This is a genomic window from Spirosoma endophyticum, assembly GCF_900112365.1.
Taxonomy (GTDB): Bacteria; Bacteroidota; Bacteroidia; order Cytophagales; family Spirosomataceae; genus Spirosoma; species Spirosoma endophyticum.
Window position 1 is genome coordinate 429238 of record NZ_FOLQ01000004.1, and the last position, 23459, is coordinate 452696.

At 48.7% G+C, this 23459-nt stretch carries 17 protein-coding genes; 7 read left to right on the forward strand and 10 right to left on the reverse strand.

The annotated features are described in order from the left end of the window. The first annotated feature begins 69 nt into the window (after nt 1-69). Entirely contained in the window at nt 70-1626 is a 1557-nt protein-coding gene (locus BM202_RS13750; RefSeq protein WP_093827274.1) for a hypothetical protein, read from the forward strand. Here BM202_RS13750 and BM202_RS13755 read toward each other — a convergent pair. Beyond that, nucleotides 1592-1825, reverse strand: coding sequence for a DUF2905 domain-containing protein (locus BM202_RS13755; protein ID WP_093826940.1), 234 nt, complete (start codon nt 1823-1825; stop codon nt 1592-1594). The two genes, BM202_RS13750 and BM202_RS13755, sit on opposite strands and share 35 nt — an antisense overlap. Before the next feature lie 136 nt (nt 1826-1961). On the opposite strand from BM202_RS13755, the gene BM202_RS13760 reads away from it, so the two are divergent. Then, complete coding sequence (locus tag BM202_RS13760) at nt 1962-2648, forward strand: response regulator (RefSeq protein ID WP_093826942.1); 687 nt, start codon at nt 1962-1964, stop codon at nt 2646-2648. Between the two features lie 88 nt (nt 2649-2736). After that, nucleotides 2737-4104 (forward strand): sensor histidine kinase, encoded by a 1368-nt coding sequence (locus BM202_RS13765; protein WP_093826944.1) that lies wholly within the window; start codon nt 2737-2739, stop codon nt 4102-4104. 40 nt (nt 4105-4144) lie between these two features. On the opposite strand, the gene BM202_RS13770 is transcribed toward BM202_RS13765, so the two are convergent. Beyond that, nucleotides 4145-5950, reverse strand: a complete 1806-nt coding sequence (locus BM202_RS13770) for an SGNH/GDSL hydrolase family protein (protein WP_093826946.1) — start codon at nt 5948-5950, stop codon at nt 4145-4147. Between the two features lie 266 nt (nt 5951-6216). Further along, nucleotides 6217-6819 carry a TetR/AcrR family transcriptional regulator gene (locus BM202_RS13775; RefSeq protein WP_093826948.1) on the reverse strand — a complete coding sequence of 201 codons (603 nt, stop codon included), beginning with the start codon at nt 6817-6819 and terminating at the stop codon, nt 6217-6219. Nucleotides 6820-6910: 91 nt separating this feature from the next. Between BM202_RS13775 and fabF the strand changes: the two genes are divergently transcribed. Continuing rightward, a complete protein-coding gene (fabF, locus tag BM202_RS13780) occupies nt 6911-8158 on the forward strand; it encodes a beta-ketoacyl-ACP synthase II (RefSeq protein WP_218160555.1) in 1248 nt (415 codons plus the stop codon). A gap of 11 nt (nt 8159-8169) precedes the next feature. On the opposite strand, the gene BM202_RS13785 is transcribed toward fabF, so the two are convergent. Beyond that, entirely contained in the window at nt 8170-9150 is a 981-nt protein-coding gene (locus BM202_RS13785) for a hypothetical protein (protein ID WP_093826952.1), read from the reverse strand. 354 nt (nt 9151-9504) lie between these two features. Between BM202_RS13785 and BM202_RS13790 the strand changes: the two genes are divergently transcribed. The 3 genes from BM202_RS13790 to BM202_RS13800 are packed head-to-tail and all read left to right on the forward strand — an operon-like array spanning nt 9505 to nt 14776. Continuing rightward, on the forward strand, nt 9505-10107 hold the full coding sequence (locus BM202_RS13790) for a peptidylprolyl isomerase (protein WP_093826954.1): 603 nt from the start codon (nt 9505-9507) through the stop codon (nt 10105-10107). A 50-nt stretch (nt 10108-10157) separates the two neighbouring features. After that, complete coding sequence (locus BM202_RS13795) at nt 10158-13325, forward strand: SusC/RagA family TonB-linked outer membrane protein (protein ID WP_093826956.1); 3168 nt, start codon at nt 10158-10160, stop codon at nt 13323-13325. Between the two features lie 38 nt (nt 13326-13363). Further along, nucleotides 13364-14776 (forward strand): SusD/RagB family nutrient-binding outer membrane lipoprotein, encoded by a 1413-nt coding sequence (locus BM202_RS13800; RefSeq protein ID WP_177236581.1) that lies wholly within the window; start codon nt 13364-13366, stop codon nt 14774-14776. Nucleotides 14777-14864: 88 nt separating this feature from the next. On the opposite strand, the gene BM202_RS13805 is transcribed toward BM202_RS13800, so the two are convergent. From BM202_RS13805 to cmk, 6 genes are all read right to left on the reverse strand, one after another. Continuing rightward, nucleotides 14865-15950 (reverse strand): glutaminyl-peptide cyclotransferase, encoded by a 1086-nt coding sequence (locus BM202_RS13805; RefSeq protein ID WP_093826959.1) that lies wholly within the window; start codon nt 15948-15950, stop codon nt 14865-14867. An 84-nt stretch (nt 15951-16034) separates the two neighbouring features. Next, entirely contained in the window at nt 16035-17114 is a 1080-nt protein-coding gene (locus BM202_RS13810; RefSeq protein WP_394333791.1) for an AAA family ATPase, read from the reverse strand. A 113-nt stretch (nt 17115-17227) separates the two neighbouring features. Beyond that, nucleotides 17228-18148 (reverse strand): PorP/SprF family type IX secretion system membrane protein, encoded by a 921-nt coding sequence (locus tag BM202_RS13815; protein ID WP_093826962.1) that lies wholly within the window; start codon nt 18146-18148, stop codon nt 17228-17230. 85 nt (nt 18149-18233) lie between these two features. Next, a complete protein-coding gene (locus BM202_RS13820; RefSeq protein WP_093826964.1) occupies nt 18234-21518 on the reverse strand; it encodes a hypothetical protein in 3285 nt (1094 codons plus the stop codon). A 108-nt stretch (nt 21519-21626) separates the two neighbouring features. Continuing rightward, nucleotides 21627-22679, reverse strand: a complete 1053-nt coding sequence (locus tag BM202_RS13825) for an NAD(P)/FAD-dependent oxidoreductase (RefSeq protein WP_093826966.1) — start codon at nt 22677-22679, stop codon at nt 21627-21629. 36 nt (nt 22680-22715) lie between these two features. Continuing rightward, nucleotides 22716-23435 carry a (d)CMP kinase gene (cmk, locus tag BM202_RS13830; protein WP_093826968.1) on the reverse strand — a complete coding sequence of 240 codons (720 nt, stop codon included), beginning with the start codon at nt 23433-23435 and terminating at the stop codon, nt 22716-22718. Between the last annotated feature and the right edge of the window lie 24 nt (nt 23436-23459).

A 23459-nucleotide genomic window follows, 5' to 3' on the forward strand; every position in this document is an offset into this window, starting at 1 on the left:
TGTGTTATAGAATAGAGAAATTGTATGGTATAAAGCGACTTACTTATGCAGTCGCAAATCAGCTACGTTATGAATCGCATTTACTATATACTTTATCTGTTGATTCTGAGCTTGTTGCCTTACCCAACACGGGCGCAGTTAGCTCAGTCTCTACGCGTTGAAATTCCTTCCGATCCTGACGAATCAGAATCCTTCGGCGTAACGCCACTTGGTGATAAGGGTTTGCTTATGACGATTCAGAAGGGTACGTTTTACGACAGGACACCAAATCAATTTAACTTCCAGAAGTACGACGTTAATTTCAAATTACTTTGGCGAAAAGAATTCAAACAGGACATTAAATTTAAACCCGTTCTGACCTACGATACGGATCAATACGTTTATCACCTCTTTCGGGAATACGACACCGGGCGATTTCAGTTTCTACGCCTACATCTCGACGATGGCGCCATCGAGACATTCGAGGGTGATCTGCTCGATCAGTTCGACGTAAAGCTATTTAAGGTGATGGGCAGCCAGGCCTACGTTGGCGGGTATCACCACACGCGCCCGGTTGTAATGGCGTTCTCTTTTTTCGATAACTCGACTAAGGTTTTGCCCGGTTTATACGTCAATCGAATGGAAATAAGCAGCCTGGAGCTTGACGAAGCCCGGCAGGAAGTGAACGTACTGGTTCATTCGCTGAGACGCCACTGCAAGTTCTCTATCAGAACTTACAATTACGACAGCAAGCTACTACGTACACTGGATTTCGACGGTGCTAAAAACAGTCTGATTTCCGGAAAACTCCTGCCCATCAACGAGCATGAATCCTTGCTTGTAGGCAACTATTCCACCGATTGCACACCTTATTCGCAGGGAATCTATGTAACGCGCATTCGTCAGGGGGAATCTGCCGAAGAAGCGGTCAATACCATTCAGTACATTGAATTTTCGCAACTTCAGAATTTTTTCAATTACCTGAAGCCGCACCGTCAGCAAAAGTTACTGGCACGCGCGCAGAAAAAGAAGGAGGAAGGCAAGGATTACAAGTTTCATTACCGCCTGCTGGTGCATGACCTGCAACCCACCACCGACGGGCTGACGCTGGTGGCCGAAGTCTATTACCCGCAATATAGGGGTGCTATGACAGCCTATGGCGGCTATCTGCGTGGTGCGGACCGTTACGATGGGTTTCGCTACACCCACGCCTTTATCTGCGGCTTCGACAAACAGGGTAAACTCCTGTGGGACAATTGTTTTCCAATTAAAGAGTTGCTTAGTTCCGACTTAACCGAGATGGTGCAGGTTTCGCATCAGGGCAATCGAACCGTGCTGGCCTATCCAAACGACGGCGAAATCACGACGGAAGTGATTCAGGGGAGTAAAGTCCTGAAAGAGACCGAAAAGTTTAAGCTTAAGACCAATTCTGAAAACGAAAAAGTAACGTTTTCGGCGCAGGATAACCTTATGGCCTGGTATGGCCAGCATTTTCTGGCTTGCGGCTTTCAAAAAATCGCTCCGTCAAAGAGTTATGCCAGCCCGCGCGAAGTGTTCTATTTGAACAAACTGACGTTCAGCGACGACCTGTCATCCAGTAAATCGACCGGTGCTACGACCCGAAAAAACGACGAACCAGCGCGATAACTACGTTCAATACGATGCTGACCACAATACAGGTTACGATAGGAAAATAAAAGCCTCCACCGTCTTTCCCTTCAATACGAATGTCGCCGGGTAATCGGCCCAGCCAGCTAAGTTTGTCGCCGAAAAAGTAAATGACTGTGCCAATAAGCAGCAACGCGGCACCAATGAGAATGATGTATTTGCCAAAAGTTGAGTTCATACGGTAAAGCACATGTACGTTAATTCCCTGAAATAGCCTGAATTACTGCACCCAAAACCGGACGTTCCTCCGTTAAATTAATAACAAATTACCAACGGCAGACCAACCCTCCGGTCTCAAAGGCAACAAGTTCTGAATGAAAAAAATCTTAATTATAGAAGACGATCGACGTATTGCGCAGAATATAAGCCGGGGACTTCAGGAAGAAGGCTACACGACTGATGTTGTGTATGAAGGAATTAACGGGCGGCAGATGGCGCTGCAACCGGGTGTCGATTTATTGATTTTAGATATCAATTTGCCCGGTTTAAGTGGTTTCGAAGTATGCCGCAGCGTCCGGGCTGAGAAACCGAAATTACCCATTATTTTACTCACCGCGCTGGGCGAAATAGAAGATAAAGTGGAAGGTTTAGCCTTGGGTGCCGACGACTATTTAGTAAAGCCATTCGATTTCCGCGAGCTGGTGGCCCGCGTTGCTACGTGCTTCCGGCGATCGTCTCTCGAAATAAATCCAGTTGCCGAGGAGATTTTGCAGATAGCCAACCTGACTGTCAACCTGACAACCAAAGATGTTCGACGGTCGAGCGTAACGATTGATCTGACCGCCCGCGAATTTGCCCTGCTTGACTATCTGATACGTAATCGGGGGCGCGTGCTTTCCAAAATGGACATTGCCGAAACGGTCTGGAGCCTGAATTTTGATCCGGGCACGAACGTAGTCGAAGTTTATGTAAACTACCTGCGCAAAAAAATTGACCGCGATTTTGAACCCAAATTAATTCATACCCGCCCCGGTATGGGCTATGTTTTGAAAGAGGAGTAATTTGGCAAGGGTCATGGTGCGCGGAGTATGGAATAAAATAGTACATGCGCTAACTCCATGCTCCGCGCCACTTGCTCCACCCCTATTTATGACCATCCGTAACCGCATTGCACTCCAGTTCTCGCTCATTGTAGCTTCCATCCTGATCGTCTTTTCGGTCTTGATTTTCTTCGTGTCGGCAACGTATCGACGGGAGGAGTTCTACGATCGACTCAAGAATAAAGCACGTACGACGGTTCGGTTTCTGATTGAGGTAAAAGAAGTTGACCGGGAGTTGCTCAAAATAATCGACCGCAATACGTTGACGGCCATGATCGATGAGAAAGTGCTGGTTTTTGACGCCAGGAACCGCCTGATCTATTCCAGCGTCGATGATCAGGTTATTCACTACAAGACAACGTTACTGGATGAAGTTCGGCAGAAAAAAGACGTGGAAACGTTCAGTGGACACAACGAACTGATCGGTCTTCTGTATCGGCAAAATGGCCGCGATTTAGTTGTGCTGGCATCGGCTTACGATACGTTCGGGAAAAGTAAATTAGAGAATTTGCAATTGACGCTGGGCTGGGGCTTATTGGCGGGTCTGAGTATCACCATTGGTCTGGGTATTTTCTTTGCCGGTCAGTCGCTTCAACCCATTAGCGAGATCAACCGGCAGGTTTCGACAATCACTGCCCGAAACCTGGAGAAACGACTTGATGAAGGCAATCGGCAGGATGAGATTGCCCGGCTGGCCATGAATTTCAACAATGTGCTCCAGCGACTGCATCAGGCATTTGAACAGCAGCGCAGTTTTGTCTCACACGCATCCCATGAACTCCGTACACCGTTGGCCGCCCTGAAATCGGAGATTCAATTGGGCCTGCGCCGGACGCTGACGGTAGACGAACACGAAGAAATACTGCAAAATCTGATGCTGGATACGGATCGGCTTATCGGCCTGACCAATAGCCTGTTGTTTCTGGCCCGTGTGATGGAAACGAGCAACCAGGTACCTTTTGAGCCAGTACGTACCGACGATATTGTTTTCCTGGCGAAAGATGAATTGGTCAGCGCCAAACCAACCTATCGAATTGAGGTCGATTATGACAATATTCCCGATGCGGAGACCGGAACCGTTGTTAATGGCAATGAAGATCTACTGAAACAAGTACTGCTGAATCTGCTCGATAATGCCTGTAAATATTCACCCGATCATACAGCCCTGGTACGTATCAGCACCGACGATCATAACTGCCGGATCGTTGTTCGTGACCGGGGCATCGGCATGTCGGAGGCCGATCTTCATCGCGTTTTTGAACCATTCTATCGTGCTCAAAACGCGTTAGGTTATGAAGGATTCGGCATTGGTTTATCCATTTCTGCCAAACTCATCGAGCTTCACCAGGGCACTCTCGCGGTCGACAGCAAATTAGGCGAGGGCAGTACATTCACGGTTTCGTTGCCACACGTGTGATGAGTAGATGTGATACGTTTAGTTGGCCTTAACCCAGGCACTATTTCCGTTTCTTAGGCTTCTCAACAGGTTTGAGATAAGTCTGAAGCTTGGCTACCAGCCGACGATAACCTTCGGCGTTGGGATGCAAGCCATCCGAAAACAACGACTCATCTAATTTACCATCTGGCTGTAGAAAGACAGGACCCGCCTGAATAAACGTAGCATTCATATCACCCGTGGCCTGAGCAATCATTTCATTAAGTGCCGCTACTCGTTGCTCATCATTCCGGCGCGGCAGAATACCAATCAGGAGAATATCGGCAGTAGGTTGCCGGGCTTTAATGGCCCGCACCAGAAACGTTAATCCAGCCACAATTTCGGTGTTTGTGTTCCATTGAAGATTGTTGGTGCCAATCATCAGTACCACCTGACTGGCCGAATAGTCATCCAGTTCGCCGTGATAAACACGCCATAATACGTTCTCGATACGGTCCCAGCCGTAGCCCATATTTTGCACGCCCAGCGGCTCCATGACTGCCTTCCAGGAATCATCGCCAGTCGCGAAGGGCCCTTTCGGTTCGCCACCCCAGAAATGCGTAATCGAATTGCCCATAAAAACGATACGCGCGGGCTTGGTTTTCAACCGGTCTATGATGTCGCGATGTCGGGTTTCAAAATCATAATTTCGTGCGTCGCGGGTCTGCATTTTGGCGTTGGTAGTCGACAACGTACCGATGGGTTCATTCAGAATAGCACGGATACGTTTTTCATAGGCATCCGCGTATTGCTGCATCCCTAAATCGGTCGGGTGTGTGCCGTCCACCATCGCATCCGAATCCAAGTTAATATCTGATTTAGGCAGCAGATACAGGCCATTCATGCCTTCCTGCTTCAACTGAGCAAATGCCTGTTGCATCAGCCCATTGGCATCGCTGTATAAATTTCGCCTTGTGAGATTAATGCCTCCATCCGAATAACCAGCGTGCTCTACAGCCAGGATTGGCGTGGTGGGTCGTTTTTGCCGAAGTGTTTTTACGGTTTCGATAATTCGGGCTTTGATTTCTTCAGGTTGGATACCTACGGTTGCTACCAGATTCGGCAGGCAATCCAGTACGTATAGTTTGGCATCGATTTGCTGAACGTAATCCACGACTTCTTTCTCCAATCGGCCATTGCCGGAGAACCCCAGATTGATCAACGGTCGATCCAGTTTACGGCCTAAAATAGCTGGCCAGGCCATACCGGGCCGGGAAGCACAAGCACCCTGAGCAATAGACGTACCATACACAACAATGGGCTTGTCTACCCGTACCGGTAAGGGAGTAACGTTTACACCTTTGGGTACGCCAATTTCCAGCCATTGCACATTGTTATACAGAGGCAAATACAGTCGATATTCCCGGCCTTTCTGGTGATACGTATCATTGGGTTCCAGATTGGCGAATGTGTACCGAATCGTATCGCCGAAGACATATTTTCCGGCGCACCACAACCATTCTCCATCGCTGTTACCCGCGTACAAGTCAACCCCGCTCACGCCCGTAGCCGCCATGTGGGGTAACGCCTGCTTACCGCCTACTTTGTAACGTACGACAAGTTGATCGGTGCTGGCCCGGAAGCGGATCATCAGCCCGGCAGAGTTACGCGACAAATTCCAGACGTCTTTTCGTACGGATTTTTCGGCGGTTGCGGGCAGTCGATCGTACGGATTTTGAATGTCTTTCCCCGACCATCCCTGCCCTTCGATGACGGAAAAATCACCCTGACTCGGATTCCACCACACATAGTTGACAGGTGACTGAGCGACGGCGACCAAGCTGTTTGTCCAGGCAATCAAAAACCAGATCAGACTGTTTTTTTTCATTGGTTAAAAATGCATCAGCGTGTAAAAACGTCAAAATAGCCGTCCTTCACTGATAGAGACAAAGTCCAAGAAATTCTCACCTAATCAGGCTGCTTTTTTGTTTTTGAAGTTATAACTGGAAGTCTGCCGTTGTTGAAATAAGATAGAGTCTTTTTCCAGATCAATAATTTAACGAAAAATCCTAAATTATACCTACTGGTATTTTTACGAAGAAATGTAATCCTATTTTGCTACCTATTTCATAAATAAAAACTAGCCTCATTTAGTTATACTTTTAACTGTACTAACAGCATCTCCACCGTTTTCAGAACTTTATCCAGGCTAGTGAGACTATTGGTAACTCGGGCAATCATAATGCCGCCTTCAATAAGCGCAATGATTGATAAGGCCGTTTGATCAGGATCAACATCGGTTCTGAATTCACCGGACGCTACACCCGCCTTAATCAGATCAACAATGTTTTTTTTCCAACTCAAAATAGCTTTAGCAGCTCTGTTTTTCAGTAAGCTATTCGTATCGTCTGCCTCTATAGCCGTATTTAGTATTGGACATCCACCTACCGGAAAAGATGTTCGGATGGAATCATAGTAGAATTGTGAATAGACAAATAGCTTCTGGTAGTAGGTTGGTGCCTGCTGCATACGCTCCTGAACAGCCTGTATGACTACCGATAGATTATGATCAAAGGCTGCTAACGCTACGTCTTCCTTATTGGCAAAATTCCCGTAAATACTGCCTTTGGTTAAACCCGTAGCCTCTGTCAGGTCAGCCAGAGAGGTTCCGGCATAACCTTTCGTGTTGAATATATCGGCTGTTTTTTCAAGGATAAATCGACGGGTTCGCTCTGATTTCGACAATTCGTTATTCATATCTCAAATATACCATTTGGTATTTTGTTTCTGTACCTTTGCCGCTCATTTCCACCGATCCATAGCTGAAAATTGCCATAAAAATCGAATCATCATGTTACACCGAGTTGTTATTACCGGAATTGGCGCACTAACCCCCGTTGGCCATGATGTTCCGACGTTCTGGAAAAATGTAGTTAATGGGCAGGGGGGCGCAGCCACCATCAGCCATTTTGATGCATCCCTATTTCGTACGCAACTGGCCTGCGAACTCAAGAACTTTGATGCGTCCCACTATTTAAGTCACGCTGATCTTAAACGAACCGATTTATTTACACAATATGCTCTGATTGCCGCTGATCAGGCCATTAAAGATGCTGGATTTGACCTCAACAAAATGGACCCATTTGATGTGGGCGTTATCTGGGGATCAGGGCAAGGCGGCATGGATACCTTTGAAGAGCAAGTCACTGAATACGTCAAGGGGAATGGGCAACCCCGATTCAGCCCTTTCTTTGTTCCCAAGCTGATTGTGAATATGGCATCCGGCATGATCTCGATCCGGCATGGCTACATGGGGATTAATTACACCACCGTTTCGGCGTGTGCTACGTCGAATACAGCAATTATGGATGCTTTTACTTATATCAGATTGGGAAAGGCAAAAATAATTGTAACCGGTGGTTCGGAAGCCCCTATCACACCAGCCTCGGTTGGTGGGTTCAGCGCTATGAAAGCCATGACGACCCGAAACAATGATCCGGCAACGGCTTCCCGCCCGTTCGATGTGCATCGGGATGGATTTGTGATGGGCGAAGGAGCCGGTGCTTTAGTGCTGGAGGAATACGAGCACGCTGTCGCACGAGGAGCCACTATTTACGGCGAAGTGACAGGCGCTGCCATGACGGCCGACGCCTATCATATGACGAGTACCCATCCGGAAGGCCTGGGTGCCCTGAAAGCCATGCAACTGGCTTTAGATGAAGCAAAAACAGATATAAAATCAGTCGATTATCTGAATGTCCATGCTACGTCCACTCCCGTTGGCGACTTATCCGAAATCAAGGCCATCCTGAAACTTACTGGCAATGAGAAAACGAAGCTTCAGATCAGCGCAACCAAGTCAATAACAGGTCATTTATTGGGAGCAGCCGGTGCTATTGAAGCGATTATTTGTCTGCTTTCTATGCGGGACAGCGTCATTCCGCCTACTATCAACACAACCGAGCTGGACCCTGCCATTCCCACCCATCTAAACATTGTTTTGAAGGAAGCTATACCGGCAAACGTAGCCATTACCATGAGTAATACATTTGGTTTTGGCGGGCACAACGGCATTGTTGTTTTTCAGAAAGTCTAGAACCAAGAAACTTACTTTTTCCGGAAGTACCAATAAATAGGCTCGGCCGAGAAACCAACTCGCTCACTAGCCGTGTAATAACCCGAGCTGTCAATTGCCCAGCCAACGGCTTCGCCCTGTGCTTCATCGGCCAGCGGCAACCGAAGGGGTTTGCGTTTGAGCGCATCTATAACGGTTTCGCCGACTTGCCGTTTGTAATAATATAACTGCTTATACGTACGAATCAGAATTTCGCTGCCATCGGGCGAGACCGCAGCCGAGGTTACTTTTTCAAAAGGGATGACTAGTTCGCTAGTCATCGCAATGACTTGTGTCTCCGACTGTGGGAAGGCAGCCCGGTACACGTTCATTTGGTCGCCTTTCGATAGAATAAACAGATCTTTTGTGATCGGATCAATCAATATAGCTTCGGCATTTTGAGGACCATCGGGCAGTCGCAACCGAATTGCAGCTACCCTCGCAATGTGTTCTTTGAAAGGGAATTGCTTGCCCGAAATAGTCGGTTCCGGAAATCGATAGATTATTTTTTCGGGATATTTCAGTCTGTTATCCCCAATCTCGGCCAGATAAATATAGCTTTCGCCGGGCACCGGTCCTGGACCGACAGCGATGTCTTCCCAGTCCTGGTCTTCAACTTCGTCGATGGTAAAGCGTGCCACTACGTTGCCATTTTGACGTATCAACTGGATCTGACTAGGGTTTCCGGAATCTTCTTCTGTCCAGAGATAGCCGGGATTTCGACGGCTCGACGCAATACCCGATGATTCGCCCAGCGATGGGTCGTCCAGTATACCAATCCGACGCGGTTGGGCAAACAGTGACGTATCAGGTTGTAGCCCCCTAACCGAATAGTTAACCTCCGGCGGTGCGATCGCACTCAGTAACGTGGCCGATGAGCTTGTGTTGTCCGATGCTGTTGACTGCTGATTCGATGACTGGCAACTGCTGAATACTCCCAACAGCAGGGCAATTCGAAAAAAAATACTTCTCATGCTGATCTACTAAAATTAATCCCCGGCTGCAGCCATAATTAGCAAACGACCGAGGATCAATATATAACAAAAAAATAAGTGACAGAAGATGATCAAATTAAACCCCATCATAGGTCTTTTAAGTATAATTACTAAAGTGCAAAGAAGTGAATCCTAAAACAGCATTTTGACATTTATTAATAATAAACATAAAATATTTTCTAATACACAAAAATTTCAAATTAAAATTCTTTAATAAAAGCATTAATACTCATATTGCAGCTTTAACCTCAACACGTATCCAGCTAGTTTAACTAGTTATTTTTAACCTGTTTACGAGCGGTTATTACCGTATACTATTCAAAACATACCCATATGAGATACCTTGTGCTCTGTACGTTGCTGTTTGTCAAATTAGGATCTATTGCTACGGCTCAGCAGGTCGAGATAGAAACTGAAGCAGGCCCTATTATCATCAAACTAGACCCAGAAAAAGCGCCCGGTACGGTAGCCAATTTTTTACGTTACGTAAAGGAAAAACGCTATGACGGCGCTACATTCTACCGCGTTGTCCGGCTCGATAACCAGGCAACCAGCCCGGTTAAAATTGAGGTGATACAGGGCGGTCTGGGTACCGACTCCACCCGCATGTTTCCACCTATCGCTCAGGAAACAACGCAGAAGACAGGACTCAAACACCTGGATGGCACATTGTCAATGGCACGAGGTTTACCTGCTAGCGGAGCCTCAGAATTTTTCATCTGTATAAACGCACAGCCTGAACTCGATTTTGGCGGCAAACGCAATCCCGACGGTCAGGGCTTTGCCGCCTTTGGGCAGGTAGTTTCCGGGATGGACGTAGTACGCAAAATTCAGGCGGGCGAAACCGGCCAGCCTGGCCCTACCAATGCTTACTCCAATCCACTGCAACTCCTTAAGAAACCTGTACGTATCCGCACGGTCAGGCAGATTCCCTAGATCAGAATGCTCCCTTTTCTCTTTTCAATCAACCCAAATTAGCTTTATCTATGAAACAACCGGTACTGATTTTTCTGCTACTTATTGGCATATTGCTTCGTGTACAGGCCCAGAATCGAACGATAACGGGCAGGGTATCATCCCCCGAAAATGAAGATATGCCCGGTGTCAGCGTGGTGATCAAAGGCACAACCACAGGCACGGTAACGATCGCAAACGGAACGTATCAACTGGCTGTTCCGGCAAAAAGCACCCTGGTTTTCTCATTTATCGGCTACAAAACGATGGAGGTTGCGCCGGGTGATCAAACCACAGTTGACGTGAAGCTGGTGGCCGATTTGACCAATCTGGATGAGGTAGTGGTTACGGCCAACGCCATTGTTCGGGAGAAAAAAGAGCTTGGCTACGCGGTTTCGACCGTGGGCGGTTCTGAACTGATCAAAGCCCGTGACCCTAACGTACTGAATTCTATGGCGGGTCGGGTGGCAGGGGTACGTATCTCGCAACAGTCGGGGTCAGTAGGTGGCTCAACAAAAGTGATGATTCGTGGAGCAAATTCCCTATCGAGTTCCAGTGAGCCTCTATTTGTCGTCGATGGGGTACCGATCTCCAACTCATCCTTCAACGGCTCCGAAACCGACATCGTGACGGGGGGCGTCGACGTGGGAAACCGGGCGGGTGACCTCAATCCCGATGATATTGAGTCGATGAACGTACTGAAAGGGGCTGCCGCATCAGCGCTGTACGGGTCGCGTGCCCGAAACGGCGTTATCGTCATCACCACCAAGCGGGGTAAAGTGGGATCGAAAAAAATGAACATATCGGTCAACTCATCCTACCGTACGGACAACGTACTGCGCGTTCCTGATACACAGACAGAATATGCACAGGGCAACCTCGGCGTATATAACCCCCGTTTGGGGAACGGCTGGGGACCAGCGATATCGAGCGTAACGGGACCGGTGCTCGACTACACGGGCGCAACCGTGCAGGGATTGACAGCCCATCCGGATAACTGGAAGAATTTTTTCGTAACGGGCCATACGGTCATCAACAGCGTATCGCTGGATGGTGCCAGCGATCAGGGCGATTATCGGATAGGCTTCACCAACCTAAATCAGACAGGCACTGTGCCGGGTTCGAAACTGGGCCGTAATACGTTCGCCATCAATGCGGGCCGTAAGATTACGGATAAGCTTACGTCGCGGGTATGGCTCAACTACGTGCGGACAACCAGCGATGGTCGCCCGCAACAGGGGTCTAACACAACTAATATTCTCTCGACGATTCTGGCGGGACTATCCCCAACGATAGATATAAATGATCTGCGCAATAACCTGTTCGCGCCCGCAACACAGTCCGTGCCAACGGGCTGGACAGGCGATCTGGCACGCGCGATCGACCTCGACGGCATCCAGAATAACCCGTATTTCGTAACAGCATTCAACAAGTTCTCCAACTCGGTCGACCGAGTCTATGGCGGTACTAGCCTGAGTTACGACGTAGCGCCCTGGTTTAACGTAACGGGCCGTGTGGGGACGGATTTCTTCACCGAAAATCGCCGGTCAACTACGCGTCGGGGAACGCGCGGACGCCTGAATGGGCAGTTCGACACCAACGAAATCTACGAGCGTGAACTACAAAGTGACCTTATTGGTACGATCACCCGTAAAATTTCGGATGACTGGACGTTCAAAGGAATTGTGGGTCATCAGTTCAACCAACGTACCATTCGCCGGTCGCGGGTACTGTCAGACGGATTGAACATCGACCAATTGTATACATTTGCCAACGCACAATCGAACGTAGCGTCGAACTTCTACAGCCGCCGGGAGATCTTCGGAGTCTATGGCGATTTTAGCTTCGACTACCGCAACTTCCTGTTCCTGAACGTAACGGGCCGTAATGACTGGTCCAGTACGTTGCCCGTCAATAACAATTCCTACTTTTATCCATCGGTCAGCGCATCGTTCATCCTTACGGAAGCCTTCCCGAACATGGGTATCGTGAAGAACAACGTGCTGAGCTACGCCAAACTTCGGGCCAACTACGCCAATGTCGGTTCCGACGAAGATCCGTACCAGTTGGCCTTCACATACAACCCACTCACACAGGCCAGCGACATCTACACGTTCAATATTTTATACCCAATCGGGGGTGCATCGGCGTTCGGGGCTACGAACGTACTGCCACCAACGAACCTGCGGCCTCAGCAACAAACATCGTTTGAGTTTGGTACGGAGTTGAAATTCTTTGGTGGACGGCTTGGCCTTGACCTGACATATTACCGCAACCTGAACTACGACCAGATTATCTCGATTGCGGTACCACAATCAACTGGTTACTCGGCTCGGCGGCTCAATGTGGGCGAAATTTCAAACACCGGTGTCGAAGCCATGCTGTCTGTTACCCCGTTGAAAACCCGGTCGGGCTTTCGCTGGGATGCTACTTTCAACTTCAACCGGAACCGAAATCGGGTTGAATCACTGGCCGATGGCCTAACTGAATTCGTCACTACGTCGGGCGATGGTTTTGGTATTTTTGTGGTGGCCAAACCCGGCGAAACATTTAATATTCAGGGCGTTGGCTGGCTGCGTGATCCGCAAGGTAATATTGTGATTAACCCAAGCACTGGGCTGCGTACACCCGGACCACGTAGGTTACTTGGCAATATTTATCCCGACTGGACGCTGGGGATCAACAACAGTTTTTCGTTCAAAGGATTTGATTTCAACTTCCTGATCGACATGCGTAAGGGGGGTGTTATTAACTCGCAAACGGTCGGAATTGTGCGAAGTGGTGGCCTGGCCGTCGAAACTGCTGTCAACAACCGAACGCCGTTCATCGACCCCGGTGTCATTCGCAATGCCGACGGAACGTATCGACCCAACGACGTACCAGTTGCCAGTGTGCAGCAATACTGGAGCCAGTTGGATAACTCGGTTAGCCCCGAAACCAATACGTTCGATGGCTCATATACCAAACTGCGCGAAGTGCGAATTGCCTATAATCTGCCTCGCACATTGGTAAACAAGACACCATTTGGCAGCATTGCCTTTGGTGTAGAAGGACGTAATCTCTGGATTATCCATTCGAACGTACCGCACATCGATCCCGAAGCCAACGTACTGGGCACTGGCCTCATTGGTGAAGGGCTGGAGCGGGGCAGTATTCCAAGTAGTCGGAGTATTGGCGCCAACCTTCGCTTTACCTTTTGATTAACAGTTAGTTAACCCAAACAATGCCTTGTATTACCATGAAAAAAATACTGTACATCGGACTGCTGGCACTGACGGCCACCGGTTGTTTTAAGAACAGTGACCTTAATATTGACCCAAATCGATCCATTACCGTCGATCCTTCGCTCCTGTTTTCGGGCGCCAGCACCCAGTTTTCGCTCCTGCGCGTGGGCGAACTCACCTGGCCGGTAGCCCTGATGAGCCAGATGTGGGCATCGGGGGGCCGCTGGGGGCTGGAGCAGGCGAAATATGACCAGACACGTATCCGCTCGGTTTGGGGACGTACCTACACCGACGTACTAAAAAACCTGGAAGTAGCCATCAAAGTGGCCGAAAGCACACAGCCCGTCAATAAAAATGCGTTGGCACAGTGCAAAATCATGAAAGCGTTTGCTTATTCGCAAACGTCGTTGCTGTGGGGTGACATTCCATTTACGGATGCCGCCAAGGGCACAGTTGATCTACCTAAATTCGATAAACAGGTTGACGTACTGAACGGTACTATTGCACTGTTGGACGAAGCTATTGCGCAGATTGATCCAGCCAGCAAGGGTATCATTGCCCCCAACGACCTGTATTACGGGGGCGACATGACGAAGTGGCGCAAGTTTGCCAACTCGCTAAAGCTGCGTATCCTGTTCTCTATGGTCGACGCTGATCCTTCGAAAGGAACTGCCATCGGGCAACTCGTAACAGCGGGTAACATGATTGCGTCAACGACTGATGCCATGCAGTTTCAGTATTATAACCAGCCCGGTCGTCAGAATCCACGTTACTCGTTCACAGCTATTTTTCGGGGCGGTGTTCAGTCCGACTGGTACTGCTCTAATGTCGTATATAACCTGTTGACGTCACTCAATGACCCACGCATTCCATATTTTTATCAGGTAGGGCCCGGCGCTGCCGCCAATGAGTATGTAGCTCTCAACACGGTTGAAAATTATACGCCTAAGTCGTCGCTGGTGAACATGAATCTGCTCAAGCCTGATCTACCCGAGGTATCGTTTTCGTACTCTGAACAACTACTGCTGGAAGCTGAAGCCATCGCGCGAGGCTTTGCAACGGGCGGTTTCGATCTGGCTACGCAGCGGATGCGGGCGGGCGTACGCGCGTCGCTGGTGTCGTTTGGCGTACCGGCCGCGCAATCTGATACGTATGCCAACCAGCTTCCCGCCCTGACGGCGGCTAACTACAAAACAGTCTTAGCGCAACAGCAATACCTCGATCTATTTATGCGGCCTGTTGAAGGCTGGGTGCAAAATCGCCGGTCGGGCGCGATTGGTCAGGAGATTCCCGCCATGACTACTCCGGCAGGCGCACCCGTTGCGGGGCTGGTTCGGCGGTTGCTATACCGGAGCGAAGAAATAAACTCCAATCCCAACACACCCACGGGCTTGGCCGTCGATGCTCCTTTGTGGTTCGATAAATAATATTAATTTGTGCCAAGCGTGCTACGGTTTAGTACCGTAGCACGCTTGGCACAAATTAATGTAAGTAGTGTGATAGGGTACCCACACACTACCGTAGTGCAATCGTGCTCCTGGCTTTTGAATTGAATAAGCCGTTTACTTGTATTTTGAAAAGAGAGGGCCAATTTTTGCCCGTGATGTATAGGGCTTTTTCGCCTGATTTATAAGCAATGCCATTTAATACGTTCTCTGACGTATCAATGCCAGCGGGCAGGGTACTACTTATATTTATTTCGCCCACTACTTTCCCCGACGTCAAATCAATTTGAACGATACGGTTCGTTTTCCAGACATTGGCCAAAACGTATCCATTTACGTACTCCAGCTCGTTAAGATTCATAACGGGTCCCTTGTCATCGTAAACGGTTAGTTCTCCCGTTTTTTGAAAATCAGGGGTGTAAAAAGATAATTTGTTTGATCCATCGCTCACAATAAGCGTGCTATCCGTATGCGTAAGCCCCCACCCTTCTGTATGATATGTAAATGCCTTTTCCAGAGTGAAGTCCATTTTGTATCGAAAGCATTGACCTGATGTCCAGGTCAATTGATAAATACGGTCGTTCGCGATGGTTATTCCCTCCCCGAAGTATTGTTCGGGTAAGGAGACCGACTGGATGACGGAGCCCGTTGCCAGGTCTATTTTCATTAGCTTAGACTGCCCATTCTGACCGGTTCCTTCGTACAATGTATTCCCTTGAAATTCAAGTCCCTGCGTAAAACTGCTTGCCATATGCGGATACGTTTTAAGCACAGAATACGCAAGCACCTGGGGTTTACGATCAGACCACAACTCAACATGTAACGTATCAGCAATCTTCTCCTTGCCATCCGTAATGCCCGTAACGATCAATTCATGCAAACCCACTTTTTCGGTTGCAGAATTAACAAAAAGTGCATTATTTGTCGGTTGAACGGTTGAAGCTGGTTTGGTATCCCAGGCAATAAATACCTGGGTTAATGGCTGGCTAAGCTGGATTAAAATGGAATCACCAAGCGTATAGGTTGCGCTCGAAAGGGTAGCTACTGGCTTCGGTTGATCAACTGAGCTTGTTTCAGATTTCTTGTTCTGCTGGCACGCCATCATTAGCAAACCCGCGAACAGCACCGTAAAAATTGAATTAACGAGACTCTTCATGCACAATACTACGTTGCGTTTCGGATATTCTCAAACGCTCCCAGGGTAAAGAACAGCCTCAAGAGGAGCACGTTTACCAAGCAATCAAAATCCCATTTTTATTTCCTGACGTTCGCCCGAAACTGTTTGATCGTCCAGGTTGAAAATGTCGGCCAGCGTCATAGGCTGGTCGGTACGGTATTCCATGCCGAGGTGAGCCAGCAAGTTGTTGACTTTAGCGGGTGCCAATTTCCCGAAGGCATAGTCGACCATCAAACGACCTTTGCGGAGTAATGCCTTATCTAACAGATGTTTACTGGCATTGAACGTAGCAATAACCTGAATGTGCATGCAGTCGGCCAGCAAGCCGTCGGTAAGATTCAGGATATTTGAGACGCTGTTGGTATCACCCCCGGCTTCGCGCGATTGCAAAATCCGTTCGGCATCTTCGATAATGAGCACCGATTCTTTGTTATCCAGTAAAAACGGAATGATTTCGGGTGAGGTCAGGTAGTTCGTCATGTAGGGCGGCAAAATAAGCATGTCCTTCTTGACTAACGAACTCAGGTGTTTGATGTACGTAGTTTTGCCCGTTCCCGGCTCACCGTGCAGAAGAATCAAGCCTTTACTCTTAGGCTGCGCCAGTAAATTCACCAGTCGTTCATGAACCGCCGGAAAATCGTCGTTGTAATGCAGTTCAAGATCAATAACGGGCGGCAGAATCTCGACACGCTCGGTATGCAATCCACCCAAACCAGCCTGAATCAGATAAATATGCGTCTGATTATCTTCATGAACGTATTTGTGTTCATGAAAATCAGCCAGTAACATTTTGGCTGATGTCTCGTCGCGATAGTAGCCATAGAGCCGAAAGAAACGATCACCAACAAATTCAGCTTTTAACATCAAGCCTTCATCATGCTGATAAATCCGCTCAACCACGTGCCATCCCTGGTCGGTAACGCGGGTCGAATGATTGATTAACTGAAAACCCCGACTATCCAGAAGTTGCTGCGCGGACGGCTTAAAATCATCGCTAAAGTGAAGGTAATTGGGATAGCTGCCGAATGCCTGAACAAAATGCGGAGCCAACGGAAACTCCCGATCGAGATCGTTTGGTATGTACAGATTATTGATAACTGATTGACTGGGCATATCCGTATTGGCCGTCAGATAGCGCAACATGTCGTCCCTGGAAATCTCATCGTATGGTTTCAAACAGACATTTAGTTACGTTTCTAATCGCCTAAATTACCATTTTTTTCAATGTCTCAGCCAGAAAGCCATATGTCCGTTGATTAATAGGTAAATTTCAATAGGTTCGGTGAAAAACGTAGCATGATTTCGTGAACACTGTTTTGGTCATACAGCATTGAATTCGGGCTTTCGGGCGTCCTGGAATTAAAAATGTAGCCCAGCCGAATGGATTTTGTCAGCTGGTACTCAGCCGATGCCTGTACGTAGTTTGTCGAGATAAGGCCAGGACTATTTTGCCGATAGGACAGTCCAAAACCAACCTCTTCATTCAGCCATAACCGGAGGTTTATATCAAACCCCATGGGCCGGTCAGGTATTTTTGAGATTAGGATCGACGGAATCAGGATGGCATTTTCGTCAATCTCAAATGGCGCTCCAACCTGAAACATGATTGGTCGAATACCGCTATACGCAAACTGTGACGAGTAATTCAGATTCTGCGTACTTAACTCGGGCGCTGACAGGCCCGCAAAAAATCGGTCCGACTGATAATAAACGCCGACACCAAAACTACTAACAGCCCGGTTCAGGCTCGTCGCCGTCGTGAAATCGTAAACTGGAAGTACGCTGACGCCCCCCTGAACACCAATGGACAGTTTGGCCAGTGCGGGCATATTGAAGCGGTAGGCTACACTCCCGTATACACCCGTCGCGGTAAATAATCCCATTCGATCATTCAGCGCCTGGAATCCTAATCCAACCCGACCGCTGGCAACGGCACCATCGGCAGAAACAGACTGCGTGATAGGTGCATAGCGAACGCTGATCCATTTACGGCGAAGATTGGCGGACAAATGAAACGACTCCCGGCTTCCGGCATAAGCGGGGTTGATGCTCAGCGTATTCTGTAAATATTGAGAGTACAATACTTCCTTCTGTGCCTGAGCACGTTGGCTCATCAACAGCAGCACAAAGCAAGCAGTCAGAAAAGAAGTAAGAGAATTAAAGGAGACGTATCGCATGGAAACGGGGGTACGCCAGCCAAAAGCCAGCGCGTTTGTTGTCGGTTATACCGCTGCAACTTACAACAAACGCGCTACTGATGAATTAAAAATCGTAACCTAATGTCAGGTAAGCAATAGGTTTCCCAACCGTTTTATCCTCAAGACCCCAGGCATAGTCGAATTTGACAAAGTAGCCGAAGATCATGGTTCGTGCGCCAGCGCCGTACCCAATCAGGAATGGGTTTTTGAAGTTCGTTACCACAGCCCGGAAGGGAATACTTCCTCCTCCTACAATCTCCGTATTCAGGCTATTTTGCTGGCTAAACGGTCCGCTGCCCGTCCAGGCAGTTCCAATATCCGAGAAGGCAACCAACTGCAGATTACGCAGAAAGTTGGACGTTACGTTACCGCGATATAGGTATTGAATCACGGGAAGGCGCAACTCAAGATTCAAGAGCATCGAGCTGTTACCCGTCAATTTCCCCCAGTTAAATCCACGTAGTGGTGCCGCGAAATCAAGGAAGAAAACATTGCTGTAATCATAACGAATTTCGTTCTGGGATATACTTGGTATTTGTAGCGGATTGGTAGCAGTAGCTTCCTTCTGGTTATTAATCCAGTTTTCCATACCACCAAGCGTGCTTTGCTTCGGCGCTGCTCCCCCCGACTGGCTGAACGAAAAACGAGCGGCTACAATAATATCACGATGAATTTTCTGGTAGTGCCGCAAATCAAGCGAGAGCCGTCGGAAACTCTGTGACGAAGATCGTAGACCTGAATATTCTTCGTAACGAAGTTTGAGTTTTGTGCCCAGCGGCATATTCATCCGATTAAGCTTTGTATTGTCGAACACAAACTCACCCCGCACACCCGCGTAGTCAGAAACGTGGTCGGGCTCGGCAAAAGACGACAGATCGACCAGGCGCGTCATCGCATAAAAAGGCGACACCGTTACGCGGCTATTAACCGAAATAGGGTATGAAGCCGACAGCGCAAAACGGTTGTACCGGTATTTTTGAAGAAGTCCTGCCCCATCAACAAACAGCGTCTGGCGATCAACGCGGGCTCCATAATCAATCCGGTGGGTCAGGTTGGTGTACTCAGCAAATAAGTCGCTGTTACGCAGCGTATTGGTCAAACTAATGAATCCACCGGCACGTAGTACATGGTTCTCCAGCAAGTCCGTCATGGTCACTTCCTGTGAATAGCCGAAGCCCTTGATGGGATCAATACGCCAGTTGGAAGGGGCATCATTGATACCAAATGTACCTTTGTAATCAAACGGCCCACGAATGGTGATGTTTTCCCGACGGCGTGTGCGTGGTGGTGCCGTTATCACACCGGGCGACGCACCTACAATGGAACGACGCTGACGATATTCGGTTGCTTTTACTACGTCGGCATCAAACTGATAATTGTCCGTATCGACTTCACCAGGCTCTAAGGCCATCTTTTTGATGGATTCGGATTTCGCTCCAGCGGCTACGTTGCGTCCGGCGGCACTTGAGTCGGCTGGTGTCCGATTGGGTTGTATCGTCGTGTCAGCTTTCGTCTGACCAGCCCGGGCGGCACTCGTTCCATTCAGGCGATTGCTGGCAGCGGCCCGTTGCGTAGGCGGTGTATTTAACGTTTGCGATACATCGAGTTTTGAACGAAATCCGATGTACTCGTCACCATTTTTCAGGCTACTATACACAAAACTTCCGTTGGTCGGATTTAGGTCATACAATCGGATACTTTGCGGAAAAGCTGTTACCTGACTGATAGCTTTTGATTCGGTTTCCAGCCGATACAGGTTCCGAATACCATTGACATCATTCAGAAAATAAATGGTTGTTTCGCTGGCGGGGATCGGCTGGGTCGAGTGCGAAAGTGAATCCGTCAACCGGACAACCGATAAATCCCGGGCGCTGCCTTCGTGTGTAAACAAGCTCATTTGGTCGCGGATGGATCGGTACGATCCTTTGTCAACACCAAGCGTATCTTCTTTCCGGTTTGAACTGAATACAACCTGACGAGCAGTACGTCCGACAAACGAGGGATATAAATCGTCGTACAGGTCATTAGTGAGCTGTTGATACGATCCCCGGTTGATGCTATAGAGAAACAAATCATTCTGTCCTTTTCGGTCGGCGCTCAGAACCAGACTACCACCGTCTTCCGATGCGTCCATCCAGACCACCTGCGATAATCCATTGACTTTTCGCTTGAATTCCTGCTTGGGCCGCTTCTCAAAGTTGGTGAACTGATACAGATTTGTCTGCCCTAACTCATCAGTTATTACCAGCAGATTATTTCCCTTCTGCCAAGCCAGCAAGGGTGTACAGGTGGGTCGAGCCTGCCCATCGAGCCGATACCCTCCCGACAGGACCGTTGTCTTTTTACGGTTCGTTGTATTGACAACCTCAACATTGAATTTACCGTCGCGAAGAATACTGTAAGCGATGAACTGTTTGTCGGGGCTTAGTTTCAAACTGATAAGCGAAGATTTATCATCGGCCGAGCTTACTTTCATCTGAAACTCGTCGGTGCCGCTCTGGTATGCCTGCGATACGCTACTGGCCATTCCTGCGTAGTATTCACGCCATTCGCGTAGGAACCGACTGTAAGGTACACCTAACGTACTGGTGATACTTTTTTCCTCATTGCGGATGATGCGCGTCAGGTTCAAAATGTTCGATACGTTATCGCGGCCGTAGCGCTGAACGATATAGTTCCAGATCGAATGCCCAACCCGCTCGGCTTCGGTACCCGACAAACCTGCCAGTATAGACGCTTTTTTGATCGGATGCGTAATCGACATGTCACGCATGTAGTCGTCAAGTTCCAGGCTGTTACCCTGAGCAATGTACGAAGCAATACCGGGCATAAACCAATCGGGCAAGGTCAACAGCAGCGAGCTTTGAAGGGCGTCTTTCAGGCTACCGCCGTAGAGCATATCGTACACAAACAGCATCGAGACATCGCGCACAATTTGCCGCCGAAAGCTGATTTGATCGCCTGTAAACGCCAGCTCAATGCGAGACTTTGACAAGTCCTGTTCATGTCGGCTTAAGCCACCCTGAGAATTGATACCAATGTTACTTTGGGCCAGTTCGGATGGGGAGTTGAAAAGAAAAATCTTGACCCGATTGTATGGGGTGTAGCCAAGAAATTCCGTAATCCGATCAAACTCCGACTCAGCATACTGAGCCGTCAGGTTGGCAATCTGCGTGCCATCCTGATAGTAGTAAATCTCGAAATTTGACGTTCGAATGATTTTCCATTCGAAGTCACGATACTGAATACGATTTTTACCAAATCGCTCAAGCGACGGGTAATTCTGCGCTGTGGCTACGCCCAGGACGCCCAGCCAAAGGCCCAACAACAAAATGTATTGATTTCGCATAACAAGACGATTACCGATAAGCCGGTACCACAGGCTTGAATACTGACTAAATAACGAATAAAATTTGATTAATCTGACGCCCGGCGTCCACGCTCCTGATTTGTGTAACTATAACGAAACACAGCGGCTAATATTCGCTTCGGGGTTCAAATCTTCACCATCCAGTAGATGCCGGGAAAACTGTTCGGCCAGATAAGGTGCCAGCGACACGCCTTTTGTGCCCATTCCCCCAAAAATACCAACTGTTGGATGCGTTGGATGAATGCCCACAAACGGTCGCCGGTCTTTGGTCGATGGACGGATACCTGCCTGCTGTGCCACAATCTGATACGGCACTTTCAGAATCGCGCGGACTTTCGATTCTAAAAACTCGCGCCCATCGTCAGTTGTTTCCCAATCCAGGTCATGCCAGCTGTAGGTAGCGCCAATTTTCAGCAATCCATCGCGAACGGGCAGAATAAATAAACCCTGATTGACAATGTTTTTAATTGAATACGTATCAGCTACGGCCGTCAGAATCTGACCTTTAACCGGATTGTAGGGAAGCCAGTCGAATAGGGAGTTATCGCGGGCCATCACGCCATCGCAAAAAATAACCGTACCAAATTCGATGTCTTTCCAGCCTACTTTCGTATCGCGGATGTGCAGGTCATCAACGGCTATGTGGCCTTCAAAATATTGGTTTTTCCGCATAAAATAGCCCTTGATCACCCGAACAAATTCCGTCAGATCGAGCCACCCGGCCTGCGTTACCTCCAGGCCGCCAAATGGATTAGTAATGCAGTCGCTATAAAGCTGATCATCAACCTTGTCTGATACGTAGGCGTTTGTCGCCGGATCTTCCAGTAGTGCCAGGTAATCCGTTTGTTCGCGCGCTGACCGAAAGGGGCGGTAAATGTTTTTCGGGTGAAAGAAGCGAACGTTGAGTTTTTGCTCAATGTCGGTATAAAATTGTTGCAGAAAGGGGAATAGATCGTCAGCTTTCCAGGTACGGACGAGCTTACGACCCGTGAGTGGGTTCACAATGCCTGCCGCCACCCCCGAAGCCGATGGCAATGCAGGATCGTCGGCCAGCAATACCGAACACCCGCGTTGGTCAAGGGTCCAGGCCAGTACCGACCCAGCCACCCCCTGCCCTACAATCAGAAAGTCGGCAGTCATGGATTAAAATGAAGAAAGTGAATGTTGCAGCAGCGGTTATTCTTCCTCTACTTTTACTCTTGACCGTTTCCGGTGAAGTTCTGCCAACCGCCTGTCGGCTAGCTCAATAACCCATTCTACCTGCTCTTCTATAGTCATATGGGACGTATCGAGCAGAATCGCGTCAGGCGCCTGCACAAGTGGGCTTTCGGCACGGGTCGTGTCAATGAGATCGCGCTTTTCGAGGTTCTGGATAATATCCTCCAGGTTAATCATTTCACCTTTTGCCAGCAACTCCTGCTGTCGGCGCTTGGCCCGGATGTAGACATCGGCCGTCATAAATACCTTTACTTCAGCGTTCGGAAAGACTTTGGTGCCAATGTCGCGGCCATCCATGACAACCCCCCGGCGACGGCCCATTTTTTGCTGCTGCGCCACCATGGCCCAACGCACTTCGGGAATAGCACTTACTTCGCTGACGATATTGGAGATATACATTTTCCGAATTTCCTCCTCCACGTTCAGGCCATTTAAACAGGTTTCGTTCTTACCCGTTCGATTGTTGTGCTTAAACGCAATGTGGATGTTATCCAGCGCAGCTATCACTTCTCTACTGTTGGAAAGAGCAACATGTTCCTGCAAAAAAAACAGGCTGACGGCGCGGTACATAGCACCCGTATCAATGTAGCCGTAGCCCATCTGAGACGCTACGGCTTTAGCAGTTGTGCTCTTTCCGCAACTTGAATACCCGTCAATAGCAATGACTATCCTCGGCATGAATAAGGGTCCGCTGAAGCGGGA

Excerpts from the sequence above, each read along its gene's own strand:
- BM202_RS13750 (WP_093827274.1), top strand. The coding sequence starts at position 70 with ATGAATCGCATTTACTATATACTTTATCTGTTGATTCTGAGCTTGTTG.
- BM202_RS13755 (WP_093826940.1), bottom strand. The coding sequence starts at position 1,825 with ATGAACTCAACTTTTGGCAAATACATCATTCTCATTGGTGCCGCGTTG.
- BM202_RS13760 (WP_093826942.1), top strand. The coding sequence starts at position 1,962 with ATGAAAAAAATCTTAATTATAGAAGACGATCGACGTATTGCGCAGAAT.
- BM202_RS13765 (WP_093826944.1), top strand. The coding sequence starts at position 2,737 with ATGACCATCCGTAACCGCATTGCACTCCAGTTCTCGCTCATTGTAGCT.
- BM202_RS13770 (WP_093826946.1), bottom strand. The coding sequence starts at position 5,950 with ATGAAAAAAAACAGTCTGATCTGGTTTTTGATTGCCTGGACAAACAGC.
- BM202_RS13775 (WP_093826948.1), bottom strand. The coding sequence starts at position 6,819 with ATGAATAACGAATTGTCGAAATCAGAGCGAACCCGTCGATTTATCCTT.
- BM202_RS13785 (WP_093826952.1), bottom strand. The coding sequence starts at position 9,150 with ATGAGAAGTATTTTTTTTCGAATTGCCCTGCTGTTGGGAGTATTCAGC.
- BM202_RS13790 (WP_093826954.1), top strand. The coding sequence starts at position 9,505 with ATGAGATACCTTGTGCTCTGTACGTTGCTGTTTGTCAAATTAGGATCT.
- BM202_RS13795 (WP_093826956.1), top strand. The coding sequence starts at position 10,158 with ATGAAACAACCGGTACTGATTTTTCTGCTACTTATTGGCATATTGCTT.
- BM202_RS13800 (WP_177236581.1), top strand. The coding sequence starts at position 13,364 with ATGAAAAAAATACTGTACATCGGACTGCTGGCACTGACGGCCACCGGT.
- BM202_RS13805 (WP_093826959.1), bottom strand. The coding sequence starts at position 15,950 with ATGAAGAGTCTCGTTAATTCAATTTTTACGGTGCTGTTCGCGGGTTTG.
- BM202_RS13810 (WP_394333791.1), bottom strand. The coding sequence starts at position 17,114 with ATGTTGCGCTATCTGACGGCCAATACGGATATGCCCAGTCAATCAGTT.
- BM202_RS13815 (WP_093826962.1), bottom strand. The coding sequence starts at position 18,148 with ATGCGATACGTCTCCTTTAATTCTCTTACTTCTTTTCTGACTGCTTGC.
- BM202_RS13820 (WP_093826964.1), bottom strand. The coding sequence starts at position 21,518 with ATGCGAAATCAATACATTTTGTTGTTGGGCCTTTGGCTGGGCGTCCTG.
- BM202_RS13825 (WP_093826966.1), bottom strand. The coding sequence starts at position 22,679 with ATGACTGCCGACTTTCTGATTGTAGGGCAGGGGGTGGCTGGGTCGGTA.
- cmk (WP_093826968.1), bottom strand. The coding sequence starts at position 23,435 with ATGCCGAGGATAGTCATTGCTATTGACGGGTATTCAAGTTGCGGAAAG.